The sequence below is a fragment of the Tersicoccus phoenicis genome (assembly GCF_001968835.1).
In the GTDB taxonomy this organism is placed as follows: Bacteria; Actinomycetota; Actinomycetes; order Actinomycetales; family Micrococcaceae; genus Tersicoccus; species Tersicoccus phoenicis.
Window position 1 is genome coordinate 1 of record NZ_MRDE01000002.1, and the last position, 14,019, is coordinate 14,019.

The window sequence follows — 14,019 nt, forward strand, 5'->3', positions numbered from 1 at the left end:
ATGATCCGCCCACTGTCCACCCCGCGCCGGCTCGCCGCCCGGCAGGTGCGGCTCAAGCAGTGCCCACTGGTCATCAGTCAGATCATGTCGGTCGTGCATGAAACCGTGTCTACCGCGTGCCGACCCCAATCATTCGCGGGACACGCCCTAGACTGGTTGACCGTGAGCAGTACTGCCCCGTCCCCCGCCCTGCCCGAGAAGCTGGCCGAGATCGTCGACGACTTCCAGGCCGTCGAGGAGCGCGACCGTCTCCTGCTGCTGCTCGAGTTCTCCCGGGAGCTGGCCGACCTGCCGCCGGCCTACGGCAAGCACCCGGAGCTGCTCGAGCAGGTGGTCGAATGCCAGACGCCGCTGTTCCTCAAGGTCGACGTCGCCGACGACGGCGCCCGGGTGGACCTGCACTTCTCCGCGCCCCCCGAGGCGCCGACGACCCGTGGGTTCGCCAGCGTCCTGCAGCAGGGACTGGCCGGCGCCACCGCGGCCGAGGTGCTCGCCGTTCCCGATGACACGCCGGACATGCTCGGGCTGACCCGAGCCGTCACTCCGCTGCGGATGCGCGGCATGGGTGCGATGCTGATGCGGATCAAACGCCAGATCGCCGAGCAGCTGGGCCCCGGCACCGCCTCCTGACCACGCCGAGTGTCCACGCCGAGTGTACGGCTGACGTCCTCATGCCGCCGTGATGACTGCCGCTTCCGTACACTCGGCGAGACACCCACGCCGAGTGTACGGATGACGTCGTCATGATGCCGGGATGACTGCCGCTTCCGCACACTCGGCGAGAGGCGACGTCGTCACCGAGTCGCGTCAGTGCGGCGACGGCTCCGGGCGAGCGTCGTCACGGACCCGTCAGCGCGGCGCCCGGTCACCAGTCCCGCAGCGCGCTCGGGAGCCAGGCGGCGACAGTCTCCTCCCAGCGGACCGGGTCCACGTTCCACTCCTTGGTGTGACGGGCCCGCTCGAAGCGGACGAACCGGACGAACTCCGGGTTCCGCCGGGCGAGTTCTTCGGACGGACCGGCCGGCACGAAGTCGTCGTCGACGGAGTGGATGATCAGGGTCGGGGTGTGCAACTGACCGGCGCGGGAGACCCAGTCCATGCTCTTCAGATCCACCGGTGCCGCGAGCCCGGTCACGGCGCGGCCGGCCGGGTGCGAGATCAGCAGTTGCGAGAAGCGGCCGATCGAATCCGGCACCCGGTTCAATCTCGCCTGGTAGCCGAGCACGTCGGTCCAGTCGACCACGGGGGCGTCCAGCACCAGGGCGGCGATCCGGTCCGCGCGGCTGGACTGGTCCACCGTCTGCAGCGCGACCGCGCCGCCCATCGAGTAGCCGAGCAGGACGACGCGGTCGGCTCCGTGGTCGAGGGCGAAGTCGACGGCGGCGTCGACGTCCCGCCACTCGGTGCCGCCCAGGCCGTACCGTCCCCCGTCCGCGCGGGGGGCCTCCCCGTCGTTGCGGTACGAGATGGCCAGCATGGTGTACCCGAGCCGGTGCATGACGGCCGCACCGCGCAGGGTCTCGCTTCGCCGGGCGCCGCGCCCGTGGACGCCGATCACCCAGGTGGCCGCCGCGGACCCCGCTGGGTCGTCCGGGTCGATCCGCCAGGCCGGGGCGAGGCCCGCCGAGGTGCCGATCTGCACGTCGGTGTGGGCCAGTCCGAGTTCGCCCGGGTCGGCGATGATGTCTCCGGACCACCAGCCGCGGGTGGCGGCCGCGAGCGCGGCCTCGTCGCCCCCCGTCACGGCGCGGGTCACGGTGGACCCGTCGAGCGAGAGGATCTCGCCGATCAGCGCGCGGCTCGCACCTCCGCCGACGTACAGCGCATACCGGCCGGGCACGGTCGTCTCCGCGGTGGCGGGCAGCACCACTCGCCGTTCGCCCGCCGCTCCGGCGACCGCCAGGATCGGCAGGTCCTCTCGCCGACGGTTCGGGATGACGATCATCCGCGCGTAATACGCGGCCAGGCCGGACGACGTGGCGGCCAACACCGAGGCGACGGCGGCCCCGGCCGCCAGTCCGGTGCCGCCCCAGCGCAGCCAGGGCAGCAGCGGGCGGACCGCATCACAGCGCCGGCTCCGGTCCCTCACCATGCGCCATTCGTACCACGGGTATGGAACGACGCCGAACCACGAGTCTCCGCCGCGCCGCGGAACGGGATGCCGCGGCGCGGTGGCCGGCGGGTCGGCACGGGGACAGGTCCCCCACTAGACTTCCGGCATGAGTGAGACGATCGTCGTGCTGACCGAGCAGCCGCTGCTGGACGCGGATGCCGCCAACCTCACCGCCCTGCACCCCGACCGGGACGTCGACTTCCACGTCGTGCTGCCGACCCGCACCGGCCGGTCCCTGCTGGTGGAACTGATCGACCGACTCAGCCTGTTCGAGTTGCCGGAGCGAGCCCGGCAGGAGCAGGGTGCACGCCGGCCGCGTCCGGAACAAGCGCTGGCGAGCTCGCTGGCCGTCCTGCAGCGAGCCGGCGTCGCGGCCACCGGCGAGGTGGCCGCCGAGAAGCCCGTCGACGCGCTGGTGACAGCGGTCCAAGCCCACGACGCGCGCGAAGCCGTGGTGATCACCGCCCCGCACGCCGTCGAGGACACCTTCCACACCGACTGGGCCACTCGCGCGCAGGACAAGCTGGGCCTGCCCGTCCTGCACCTGTATTCCGGTTCCAGCTTCATCGGCGACTCCTGACCGGCGGGACAGGGGCGGCGGTCCAGGAGGGCAGGCGGCCCACCTGCGACGGAGCCGCCAGCGGCACCGCCCAGCGCGGGAACAGGTCACCGGCACGAGGTGTTGACACCGGTGGGCCGTGCTGCGGCCCGGATCTGGACCGCGACCCGAGGAGCATCCGTGACCGATCAGCCCACCCGCACCGTGACCAAGTCCGAGGACGAGTGGCGTCAGGAGCTGACGCCCGAGGAGTTCGCCGTCCTGCGCCGCGCCGGCACGGAACGGCCCTACACCGGTGAGTACTGGGACACCCACACGACCGGTGTCTACCAGTGCCGGGCCTGCGGCGCCGAATTGTTCCGCAGTGACACCAAGTTCGACTCGCACTGTGGTTGGCCCTCCTTCTACGCCCCGCTGGCCGAGGACCGGGTGCGCTACATCCACGACCGGACGCTCGGCATGGAGCGGATCGAGGTCCGCTGCGCGACCTGTGACTCCCACCTCGGGCACGTGTTCGAGGGCGAGGGTTACGACACCCCCACGGACCAGCGGTACTGCATGAACTCCGTCTCGATGCGACTGGTGCCCGACGGTGACGACGACGGATCCGCGCCCGCGCGGGGGTGACGCGTGCGGCGCGCCTCGGCCACCGGCCGGTAGTGGCCCATTAGTGTTCCGAGGATGACGACCCTCGGCGGCCTCGAGCACGCGCCGGCCGGTTTCCTGGCGGCCCTCGGAGCCCTGCGCGGTGCCCGGGTGCGGGGCGAGCTCGCGCTGCACGAGATCCCCGCACCGAGCCGGCTCGCCCCCTACGCAGTGGCACTGGGCGCGGACGTGGCGGCCGACGCCCCGGCCCGGACACCGGTGCACGGTCCCGCCCGGCTCGCCCTCGGCGACGCGGACACCCCGGAACTGGCCCACGGCCGGTTCATCCTGCTGCACGATCCGGACGGCTCGCCGGTCTGGGACGGTCAGTTCCGCATCGTCACCTACATCCGTGCCGAACTGGAACCCGAGATGGGCAATGACGCGATGCTGGGCTCGGTGGCCTGGACCTGGCTGCAGGAAGCCCTCGCCGAGCACCACGTCACCTACCGGCAGGCGGGCGGCACGGCCACCCGGATCCTCTCCGAGAGCTACGGTTCCCTGGCGGACCGGCCGGACGCCGTGGACATCGAACTCCGGGCCTCCTGGACCCCGGCTGACGCCGACGTCGGGGAGCACCTGGAGGCCTGGGGCGACATGGTCTGCACGTTCGCGGGGTTGCCGCCCCTGCCGGAGGGTGTCGCGTCGCTGCGCGGACGCCGTCTGACCTGAGCACTCAGATATCCTTGACCGGACATGACAACTGGCGCCTCCTTCCCGGGACCTCAGCCCGCCGACACCCCGTCGCCGGCGCCCGAGGCCTCCCCCTCCGACTCCCCCACGTCGAGCGTCGACCTGCTCGAGCCGGCTGAGGGCATTCCCCCGGTGATCGACACCGCGGACGGCTTGGCCCGGGCCGCGCGTGCCCTGGCGGCCGGTACCGGACCGGTGGCGGTCGACGCGGAACGCGCCTCCGGGTTCCGGTACGGGCAGCGCGCCTTCCTCGTGCAACTGCGCCGTGACGGTGCCGGTACCTGGCTCGTCGACCCGGAGGCCCTCGACGGTCTGGACCCGCTGCAGGAGGCGCTCGCCGACGTCGAGTGGGTCCTGCACGCCGCGTCCCAGGACCTGCCGTGCCTGGCCGAGCAGGGCATGCGCCCGGACCGGCTCTTCGACACCGAGCTCGCCGCCCGGCTGCTGGGCATGCCCCGCGTCGGTCTCGGCGCCGTGATCGAGGCCGAACTCGGTCTGCACTTGGCCAAGGAGCACTCGGCGGTCGACTGGTCCACCCGCCCGCTGCCCGAACCGTGGCTGCGGTACGCCGCGCTCGACGTCGAGGTGCTGATCACAGTGCGCGACGCGCTGGCCCGCCGCCTCGCCGACACCGGCAAGGACGAGTTCGCGCGGCAGGAGTTCGAGCACGTCCGACTGACCACGGCGCCGACCGTCCGTACCGATCCATGGCGCCGGACGTCCGGTCTGCACCAGGTCCGGCAACGACGGCAGCTGGCGGCCGTGCGTGAACTGTGGCTCGAACGCGACCACCTGGCCCGGCACCGCGACGTCGCCCCCGGCCGGCTGATCCCCGACTCGGCGATCATCGCCGCGGCCCAGGGGATGCCCCGGACCGTGCCGGAACTGTTGCAGACCCGCGGCTTCCACGGTCGTGCCGCCCGCCGCGAGGCGACGCGCTGGCTGCGTGCCATCGCCGCCGGCGCCGCCACCGAGGACCTGCCACCGATCCACGTGCCCGGGGACTCCCCGCCACCCGTGCGGCAGTGGGCGGACAAGGACCCCCTGGCCGCCGCGCGACTGAGTGCCGCCCGGGCCGGGATCGCGGAACTGTCCGAACGGTGGACCATCCCGGTCGAGAACCTGCTCACCCCCGAGGTGTTGCGCCGGCTGATCTGGCGCCCACCGACCGCCGGTGACGACGTCGACCCCGACGCGATCGAGGCGGCGCTCGTCGCTTCCGGCGTCCGGCCCTGGCAACGCGAGCACGTCCGTGGGATCATCGTCGACGCCCTGCGCATCACGAACCCGGCGACCGCCCCCGCCGCAGCGGCCACTGCCGCGACGACCGCGACGACGCCGGCGACGACCCCGTGACGACCCGGCGCTGACCTGGCCGGGCGGGTCAGGGGTCGGCCAGGGGTTGAGCCGGGAAGTTACCGGCGGGTAACGTCGGGGTGGTGCGCGAACCAACGCACACCCGATCGGTGCGAGGAGTCATCCGTGAATCAGAGGCAGCTGCGGGAGGTCGTCTTCGTCGACGGCGTCCGCACCCCGTTCGGCAGAGCCGGCGAGAAGGGCTACTACGCCGACACCCGAGCCGACGATCTCGTGGTGCACTGCATCCGCGAACTGTTGCGGCGCCACCCGGAGCTGCCGCCCGAGCGGATCGACGACGTCGCCATCGCCGCCACCACCCAGACCGGTGATCAGGGCCTGACCATCGGGCGGACCGCCGCCCTGCTGGCCGGCCTGCCCCGCTCGGTGCCCGGCTTCGCGATCGACCGGATGTGCGCGGGCGCGATGACCGCGGTGACCACCACCGCGTCCGGCATCGCCTTCGGGGCGTACGACGTCGTCATCGCCGGTGGCGTCGAACACATGGGCCACCACCCGATGGGCGACGGCGCGGACCCCAACCCGCGCTTCGTCAGCGAGCGGATCGTCGACCCCGCCGCCCTGAACATGGGCAACACCGCGGAGAACCTCCACGACCGCTTCCCGGGCATCACCAAGGACCGCGCCGACCGGTACGCGGCCGCCAGCCAGCGCAGGCTCGCCGCCGCGTACGCGGCGGAGCAGATCCAACCCGACCTCGTGCCGATCGCGACGCGCCGGACTCCGTCCGAGGGGCAGCCCGGCACCGGCTGGGAGCTGCGCACGGTGGACGAACCGCCGCGCCCGGGCACCACCGTCGAGGACCTCGCGACTCTCCGCACGCCGTTCCGGGCGCACGGCCGGGTCACCGCGGGCAACGCCGCGGGCCTGAACGACGGCGCGACGACGGCGCTGCTCGCCTCCGAACAGACCGCCGCCGAGCTCGGGCTGCCGGTGCGGATGCGGCTGGTCTCCTTCGCCTTCGCCGGGGTCGAACCCGAGGTGATGGGCGTCGGACCGGTGCCGGCCACGGAGAAGGCCCTGCGCAACGCGGGCCTGAGCATCGACGACATCGGCCTGTTCGAGATCAACGAGGCGTTCGCGGTCCAGGTGCTCTCCTTCCTCGACCACTACGGCATCGACCAGGACGACCCCCGCGTCAACCGGTACGGCGGGGCGATCGCCGTCGGGCACCCGCTCGCCTCCTCCGGGGTGCGGCTGATGACCCAACTGGCCCGCCAGTTCGAGGAGGACCCCTCCGTCCGGTACGGCATCACCACGATGTGCATCGGGCTGGGCATGGGCGCCACCGTGATCTGGGAGAACCCACACCACGCCGAGTACGGCGCCGGCACCGACAGCACCGCCACGGCCACCCGCACGGAAGGAAACCCGGCATGAACGCCGCCAACACGCCTGCGACGAGCACCGCGCAGTTCCAGCCCCTCGCCGACGCCTTCCCCGACGAGGTCGTCACCCACTCCCTGGTCACGGACATCACCCTTCCCGGCGGTGCCGGCACCCTGGCCCTGATCACCCTGGACAACGGGCAGGACCACCGGCGTCCGACCACCCTCGGCCCGAACACCCTGGTCGAACTCGGCCGCACCCTCGAAGGCCTGGCCGACCGGGCCGCCGCCGGCGAGATCGTCGCCGTCGGCGTCACCGGCAAGCCGCACTACCTGGTCGCGGGCGCGGACCTGTCCGCCACGAAGCGCCTCAGCGACCCCGAGCAGGGTCGGCAGATGGCCCGGCTCGGCCACCACGTGTACGGGCTGCTCACCGAGCTCGGGGTGCCGAGCTTCGTCTTCATCAACGGGGTCGCTCTCGGCGGTGGCCTCGAGATCGCCCTGAACGCGGACTACCGGACGGTCTCCTCCGCCGCCGGCGCGCTCGCCCTGCCCGAGGTCTACCTCGGGCTGGTGCCCGGCTGGGGCGGGATCTACCTGCTCCCCCGGCTGATCGGTCCCGCGAACGCGGAGCAGGTCATCTTCGAGAACGCCCTGGCCAACAACCGGACCCTGACCGGACCCCAGGCGTTCGACCTCGGCATCGCCGACGCCCTGTTCGACGGCGCCGACTTCCTCGAGCGGTCCCTGGCCTGGGCCGCCGACGTGCTCACCGGTACCGTCACGGTCACCCGGGAGAACGCCGTCGACGACGGAACCGTCGACCACGCCGCATGGGACGCCGCGACCGCCAGGGCCCGCGCCGTGGTCGCCGCACGCACCTCGAACGCGACGCCCGGCCCGCAACGCGCCCTGGAGTTGTTCGACGCCGGCCGGCACCGGAGCCGGGCGGAGGCGTTCGCCGCGGAGGACGAGGCCCTGGCCGAGCTGATCACCACGCCGGAGTTCCAGACCACGGTGTACGGCTTCCTCGAGCTGGTGCAGAAGCGGGCGAAGCGGCCGGCGGGCGCCCCGGACGTCACGCTCGCCCGTCCGGTCACCAAGGTCGGCGTCGTCGGCGCCGGGCTGATGGCCAGCCAGCTCGCCCTGCTGTTCGCGCGCCGGCTGACCGTGCCCGTGGTGATGACCGATGTGGACCGGGCCCGCGTGGAGGCGGGTGTGGCCCGGGTGCACGCCGAGGTCGCGAAGCTGCGGGACAAGGGCCGGATCACCGCCGACGCGGCGAACCGGATCACCGCCCTGGTCACCGGCACGGTGGACAAGGGCCAGTTCGCGGACGCCGACTTCGTCATCGAGGCCGTGTTCGAGGAACTGTCGGTCAAGAAGCAGGTGTTCGCCGAGGTCGAGGCCGTGGTGCGCGAGGACTGCATCCTCGCCACCAACACCTCGTCGCTCTCGGTCACGGCGATGGCCGAGGACCTCGCGCAACCCGAGCGCGTGGTCGGCTTCCACTTCTTCAACCCGGTGGCCGTGCTGCCGCTGCTGGAGATCGCCCGGGCCCCGAGGACGGACGACGCCGCGCTCGCCACCGCGTTCGCCGTGGCGAAGGGACTGAAGAAGAACGCCGTGCTGGTCAAGGACTCGGCGGCGTTCGTCGTCAACCGGGTGCTCGGCCGCATGTTCGGTGAGATCACCGCGGTGTTCGACGAGGGCACCGACGCGGTGACCGCGGACACCGCGCTCGCCCCGATGGGGCTGCCGATGACCCCCTTCGCCCTGCTCGCCCTGGTGGGGCTGCCGGTCGGTGCCCACGTACAGGAGTCGCTGCACGCCGCGTTCGGCGACCGGTTCCACGTCTCGGCGAACCAGCAGCGCCTGATCGACGCCGGCCGCACCAGCCTGTTCGAGAAGGACGCCGACGGGAACGACGTCGTCACCGACGAGACGCTCGCGCTGCTCGAGCGCGGGGACAACCCGTCGACGGCGGAGCAGGTGCTCACCCGGACGCAGGACGCGCTGGCGGACGAGATCCGACGGATGCTCGACGAGGGCGTCGTCGCCGGCCCCGAGGACGTCGACCTGTGCCTGATCCTCGGCGCCGGCTGGCCCCTGCACCTGGGCGGGATCACCCCGTACCTGGACCGCGTGGGCGCCTCCGAGCGGGTCACGGGCCGGCGGTTCCACGAGGTATGAGGGTTCGTCAGTACCGATCGCAGGCATCGGCTCGTCACCCCCGCCTCCGACGTCGCTGGGTGTTCGCCCAGAATGTCCCGGAGGCCGGCGATGATGCCGGGCGCAACCGGGGACCGGATCTAGAGTGACCGGCATGGATCAGCCGTCGTCCTCTCCGTCCCGCCGCGTGGTCATCGCGCTCTCCTCCTCGGCAGCGGCGGTCGCCGCCCTCGCCGCGTGCACGCCCACGGGCTCCGGAGAGTCATCGGCGGCCGGCACACCGGGCGCCGGCGGATCCGATCCGGCGGCCGGCACCGGTTCGTCCGCCGGGTCGGCCCGCGGACCCAGCCTCGCGAAGACCGCCGACGTGCCCGTCGGCAGCAGCAAGCTGGTGGGCACCGGCAACGCGCAGGTGCTGCTCTCGCATCCAGCCGAGGCGACGTTCCGGGCGTTCAGTCCTTCATGCACCCATCAGGGCTGCACCGTGGAGGTCCGGTCGGACATGTTCGTCTGCCCGTGCCACGGGTCGGAGTTCGCGCTCGCCGACGGCGCCGTGCTGCAGGGCCCGGCCACCCGCCCCCTGATCGAGCGGAAGGTCACCGTGGCGGGCGGCACGGTCTACCTCGCCTGACGCCGGAGCGGCCTCGCCCGATGGGACCGTTCCTACCGAAATGGGCCGGATGACGCCCGCCCCAACGGTAGTAACGGTCCCTTTCGCTGACGCCGGAGCGGCCTCGCCCGACACCGGCCGGGCCACCACCCTCAGAACAGCGCGACCTTCGGAGCCAGCGGGAAGATCTCGTCCAGCTCGGCCAGGTCCGCCGGGCTGGGGGTCCAGCGCACCGCGGCCGCGTTGGCGGCGACCTGCTCGGGGCTGGTGGCACCGGCGATGACGCTGGCGACCGTGGGCCGGGACGCCAGCCAGGAGAAGGCGACGTCGACCTCGGACAGCTCCCGGGCGGCGGCGAACTCGGAGAACCGCGCCAGCTGCCGCCAGTCGGTGCGATCGAGAAGTTCGCTGCGGGAGTGGGACAGCCGGGACCCGGCCGGGGCGGTGCCGCCGGAGTACTTGCCGGTGAGCAGCCCGTTGGCCAGCGGGAAGTACGGCAGCAGGCCCAGCCCGTACGCCGCGGCCGCCGGGATCACCTCCGCCTCGGCCCGGCGGTCCAGCAGGTTGTAGTGGTTCTGGGCGCTGACGAACCGGGTGGTGTGCCGCATCCGCGCCGTGAACTCGGCCTCCGCGACCTGCCAGCCGGCCAGGTTCGAGTGCCCGATGTAGCGGACCTTGCCGGCCCGGACCAGGTCGTCCAGGGCGGCCAGGGTCTCCTCCAGTGGGGTGCGCCCGTCGGGCGTGTGGTACTGGTACAGGTCGATCCAGTCGGTGCCGAGCCGCCGCAGGGACGCCTCCACCGCCGTCGTGATGTACCGGCGGGAGCCACGGGCGCCGGTCCAGGGCCCGTTGGCGCCACGCGTGTCCATCCCGAACTTGGTGGCCACGACCACGCCGTCACGGCGCCAGCCGAGGCTCCTGCCGAGCAGTTCCTCGCTCGTCCCGGGGGTCTTCCCGTAGCTGTCGGCGACGTCGAACAGCGTGATGCCGGCGTCGAGAGCGGCACCGATCACCGCCTGGCTGCCCTTGAGGGTCTCGGTGGCGGTGTCGGCCCGGCCGAGGTTGTTGCAGCCCAGGCCGACGACGGAGACGGTGAGGCCGGAGGCGCCCAGTTGACGAGAATCCATCGGTTCAGTCTAGGGGCCGGCAGCGGCCCGCCCCCGTCACCGGGTCACCGCTGCGGGCGGCGTTCACCGGTGGCTCTGCTGCCGTCGGCGGCCGGATCATCGGCGGTCGGATCGTCGGCATCGTCTTGGCCGGGCAGCGGCCGGGCGTAGGGCACCTTGGCCCCGAGCACCTGGGCGACCGTGTCCTGGGCGATCTGCTGGCCGGTCAGTCCGACCCGGGCCAGCACCTCGGAGCGCGACCCGTGGTCGAGGAACTCGACCGGCAGGCCGACCTCGTTCAGGGCGGTGTCCACCCCGGCGGCCCGCATCTGCTGGCGCAGCCGGGACCCCACACCACCGACCTTGACGCCGTCCTCGATCACCACGACGATCCGGTGCCGCGCGGCCATCTCGACCACGGATCCGGCCACCGGAAGTACCCACCGGGGATCGATGACGGTCGAGGAGATGCCCTGGTCGGCCAGCCGACGGCTGACGTCCAGCGACAACTCGCCCATCGCGCCGACGCTGACGAGCAGCACGTCGGCACCGGTATCGGTCACCGGACCGCCGTCGGGCCCGGCCCCGTCCGGGGCGGTGCGGGCGAGGACGTCGACTCCGTCGCCGGTCCGTTCGATCGCCGCGACCGGGGGCCCGACCGACCCCTTGGAGAACCGGACCACCGAGGGAGCGTCGCCGATGGTGACCGCCTCCCGCAGCTCCTCCCGCAGGGTCTCGGCGTCACGCGGGGCGGCCAGGTGCAGGCCGGGGACGATCTGCAGCAACGACAGATCCCACATGCCGTGGTGGGACGCGCCGTCGGGCCCGGTCACACCGGCCCGGTCCAGCACCAGGGTGACGCCGGCCCGGTGCAGTGCGACGTCCATCAGCAACTGGTCGAACGCCCGGTTGAGGAACGTGGCGTACAGGCACACCACCGGGTGCAGACCCCCGAACGCCATGCCCGCGGCGGACGCCACGGCGTGCTGCTCGGCGATGCCGACATCGAAGACCCGATCCGGGTGCCGTCGCGCCATCTCGTTCAGGCCGACCGGGATGGTCATCGCGCCGGTGATGCCGACGATGTCGTCCCGCTCGTCGGCGATCGCGGCGATCTCCGCGCTGAACACCGAGGTCCAGGACCGGGCGCCGGGCTTCTCCAGCGGCATGCCCGTCTCGGGGTTGATCACGCCCACGGCGTGGAACTGGTCCGCCTCGTCCGCACGCGCCGGCGCGTAACCGCGGCCCTTCTCCGTCAGGGCGTGCACGATGACGGGGCCACGGTAGCGCTTCGCCTGGCCCAGGGCGTCCTCGACGGCGGCGAGGTCGTGCCCGTCGATCGGCCCGATGTACTTCATCCCCAGGTCCTCGAAGAGGCCCTGCGGCGCCCACCAGTCCTTGATGCCCTTCTTGGTGGCGTGCAGGCTCTTGTAGGCGAACTGCCCGACGACGCCGGCGCTCTGCAACCGTTCCTTCCAGAAGGCGAGGGTGCCCTCGTAGGCGGGGGCGGTGCGGACCCGGTCGATGCCCGAACGCAGCGCGGCCAGCTGGTCCGCCAGGCCGCCGATGGTCGGCGCATAGGAGCGGCCGTTGTCGTTGACGACGATGACGACGCGCCGGTCCCGGTCCGCGGCGATGTTGTTGATGGCCTCCCAGGCCATGCCGCCGGTCAGGGCCCCGTCGCCGACCATGACGACCACCCACCGGTCGTCCTCACCACGCAGCCGGCGGGCCTTCGAGATGCCGTCGGCCCAGGACAGCGAGCTCGAGGCGTGGGAACTCTCGACGATGTCGTGCACCGACTCGGCCCGGTCGGGGTAGCCGGACAGTCCACCCTGCTGGCGCAGGTTGCTGAAGTCCTGCCGCCCGGTGACGAGCTTGTGCACGTACGCCTGGTGGCCGGTGTCGAAGACGATGCTGTCCCGCGGGGAGTCGAACACCCGGTGCAGGCCCAGGGTCAACTCGACGACCCCGAGGTTGGGGCCCAGGTGCCCGCCGGTGCGGGAGACGTTGACGACGAGGAACTCACGGATCTCGGCGGCGAGCCGGTTCAGCTGCGCCGCGGTGAGGCGGCTGAGGTCCCGGGGGTGGGCGATGGTCTCCAACAGGCCCATCGATGACTCCTTCCCGCCCGGTGGCGACACCGTGCGAACTCTCCACTGTACGCCGCAGGGCCGGGCGCCCGCTGCAGCCGCCCGGGTGTCCCGTGAGGTTCCCGCGACCACGTGCGGCACCTCGCGCCCGTTCGATAGCCTCGGAGCATGGCCGACGCTGCCGCCGCCACCGTCACGCCGCGCACCCTCGGGGTCGAGGAGGAGTTCCACCTCGTGGACCTGACCACCCGCAGGCTCACGCCCCGGGCACCCGAGCTGCTCGCCCGCCTGCCCGACGACGGGTATGTCGCCGAACTGCAGCGTTGCTGCGTGGAGACGAACAGCTCGGTCGTCACCGGCCTGGACGAGCTCCGGGCCGACCTGACCCGGCGGCGCACCGTAGTGGGCCGGGTCGCGGCCGGCCTCGGCCTGGGCATCGCCGCCGACGGCACGATGCCGCTCGCCGCGGACCACCCCCTCGAGCCCAGTGCCGGGCCGCGGTACCAGCGAATGTTCACGGATTACGCGGTGCTCGCGCGGGAGCAGGTGGTGTGCGGATCCCAGGTGCACGTCGGCATCCCCGACCGGGACGACGCCGTGCGCGTCGCGCCGCGGCTCGCGGCCTGGCTGCCGACGCTGCTCGCCCTGAGCGCCTCGAGCCCGTACGCCGCCGACGGCGCGGACACGGGATACGCCAGCGCGCGCACGCTGCTGTGGCAGCGGTGGCCCACCACCGGTACCGGCATCGCTGCGTGGGACGCCGCCGACTACGACGCGCAGGTGGCCGCGCTGGTCGGCATCGGCGTGATCACCGATCCGGGCATGATCTACACGGACGTCAGGCCGGCGACCGTCGCGCCCACCCTCGAGCTGCGGATCTGCGACAGCTGCCCCGATCTGGACACCCTCGTCCTCGTCGCCGGGCTCTACCGGGCGCTGGTCGACCGGGAACTCGAGGGGCTGGAGACGGACCCGGGCCGTGCTCCGGTGCCGGAAACCTTCGCGCGGGCGGCCCGGTGGCGTGCCGCCCGGTCAGGCCTGGAGGGCGAGCTGATCGACGTGCCCGCGGCCGTCGCGCGGCCGGCCGCGGACGTCGTGCGCGGGCTCACCGAGGCGCTCTCCCCGTGGCTGGACGCGACCGGGGACCTGGCACAGGTGCGCGACCTCCAGGAGCGGGTGCTCGCCGCCGGGTCGTCGGCCGCCCAGCAGCGCCGGGCCCGGCGCCACCGCGGCCCGCTGACCGACGTCGTCGACCTGCTCGTGGAACAGACCGGCGGACGGACCGAACGGCATTGACTTGACGGTGGCCACCCGGCATCGGCG

12 protein-coding genes are annotated in these 14,019 nt (G+C 72.7%); 9 read left to right on the forward strand and 3 right to left on the reverse strand.

Features of this window, described 5'->3' with window-relative positions; all coding sequences use genetic code 11:
- The first annotated feature begins 162 nt into the window (after window positions 1-162).
- The gene (locus BKD30_RS00015) at window positions 163-630 is read left to right on the forward strand and encodes a SufE family protein (RefSeq protein WP_076700318.1); all 468 of its coding nucleotides are present in this window, start codon (window positions 163-165) and stop codon (window positions 628-630) included.
- A gap of 235 nt (window positions 631-865) precedes the next feature.
- On the opposite strand, the gene BKD30_RS00020 is transcribed toward BKD30_RS00015, so the two are convergent.
- Entirely contained in the window at window positions 866-2,092 is a 1,227-nt protein-coding gene (locus tag BKD30_RS00020) for an alpha/beta hydrolase family protein (protein ID WP_076700235.1), read from the reverse strand.
- A gap of 127 nt (window positions 2,093-2,219) precedes the next feature.
- Between BKD30_RS00020 and BKD30_RS00025 the strand changes: the two genes are divergently transcribed.
- From BKD30_RS00025 to BKD30_RS00055, 7 genes are all read left to right on the forward strand, one after another.
- A complete protein-coding gene (locus tag BKD30_RS00025) occupies window positions 2,220-2,693 on the forward strand; it encodes a hypothetical protein (protein ID WP_076700238.1) in 474 nt (157 codons plus the stop codon).
- 159 nt (window positions 2,694-2,852) lie between these two features.
- Window positions 2,853-3,299, forward strand: a complete 447-nt coding sequence (gene msrB, locus BKD30_RS00030; protein WP_235861206.1) for a peptide-methionine (R)-S-oxide reductase MsrB — start codon at window positions 2,853-2,855, stop codon at window positions 3,297-3,299.
- A gap of 54 nt (window positions 3,300-3,353) precedes the next feature.
- Window positions 3,354-3,989, forward strand: a complete 636-nt coding sequence (locus tag BKD30_RS00035; RefSeq protein ID WP_076700242.1) for a DUF3000 domain-containing protein — start codon at window positions 3,354-3,356, stop codon at window positions 3,987-3,989.
- 24 nt (window positions 3,990-4,013) lie between these two features.
- Window positions 4,014-5,366 carry an HRDC domain-containing protein gene (locus BKD30_RS00040; protein WP_076700246.1) on the forward strand — a complete coding sequence of 451 codons (1,353 nt, stop codon included), beginning with the start codon at window positions 4,014-4,016 and terminating at the stop codon, window positions 5,364-5,366.
- A gap of 126 nt (window positions 5,367-5,492) precedes the next feature.
- Window positions 5,493-6,767: a thiolase family protein gene (locus tag BKD30_RS00045; protein WP_076700249.1), complete on the forward strand. Its 1,275-nt coding sequence runs from the start codon at window positions 5,493-5,495 to the stop codon at window positions 6,765-6,767.
- Window positions 6,764-8,908 carry a 3-hydroxyacyl-CoA dehydrogenase NAD-binding domain-containing protein gene (locus BKD30_RS00050; protein WP_076700253.1) on the forward strand — a complete coding sequence of 715 codons (2,145 nt, stop codon included), beginning with the start codon at window positions 6,764-6,766 and terminating at the stop codon, window positions 8,906-8,908. Before BKD30_RS00045 ends, BKD30_RS00050 begins: the two co-directional genes overlap by 4 nt.
- A 133-nt stretch (window positions 8,909-9,041) precedes the next feature.
- Window positions 9,042-9,518: a Rieske (2Fe-2S) protein gene (locus BKD30_RS00055; RefSeq protein WP_076700326.1), complete on the forward strand. Its 477-nt coding sequence runs from the start codon at window positions 9,042-9,044 to the stop codon at window positions 9,516-9,518.
- Between the two features lie 131 nt (window positions 9,519-9,649).
- Here the strand turns inward: BKD30_RS00055 and BKD30_RS00060 are convergent, their stop codons facing one another.
- Both BKD30_RS00060 and dxs read right to left on the reverse strand, forming a co-directional pair.
- Window positions 9,650-10,624, reverse strand: a complete 975-nt coding sequence (locus tag BKD30_RS00060) for an aldo/keto reductase (protein ID WP_076700257.1) — start codon at window positions 10,622-10,624, stop codon at window positions 9,650-9,652.
- A gap of 44 nt (window positions 10,625-10,668) precedes the next feature.
- Window positions 10,669-12,717, reverse strand: coding sequence for a 1-deoxy-D-xylulose-5-phosphate synthase (gene dxs / locus BKD30_RS00065; RefSeq protein WP_076700261.1), 2,049 nt, complete (start codon window positions 12,715-12,717; stop codon window positions 10,669-10,671).
- Window positions 12,718-12,864: 147 nt separating this feature from the next.
- Between dxs and BKD30_RS00070 the strand changes: the two genes are divergently transcribed.
- Complete coding sequence (locus BKD30_RS00070) at window positions 12,865-13,992, forward strand: carboxylate-amine ligase (RefSeq protein ID WP_076700265.1); 1,128 nt, start codon at window positions 12,865-12,867, stop codon at window positions 13,990-13,992.
- Window positions 13,993-14,019 lie beyond the last annotated feature (27 nt).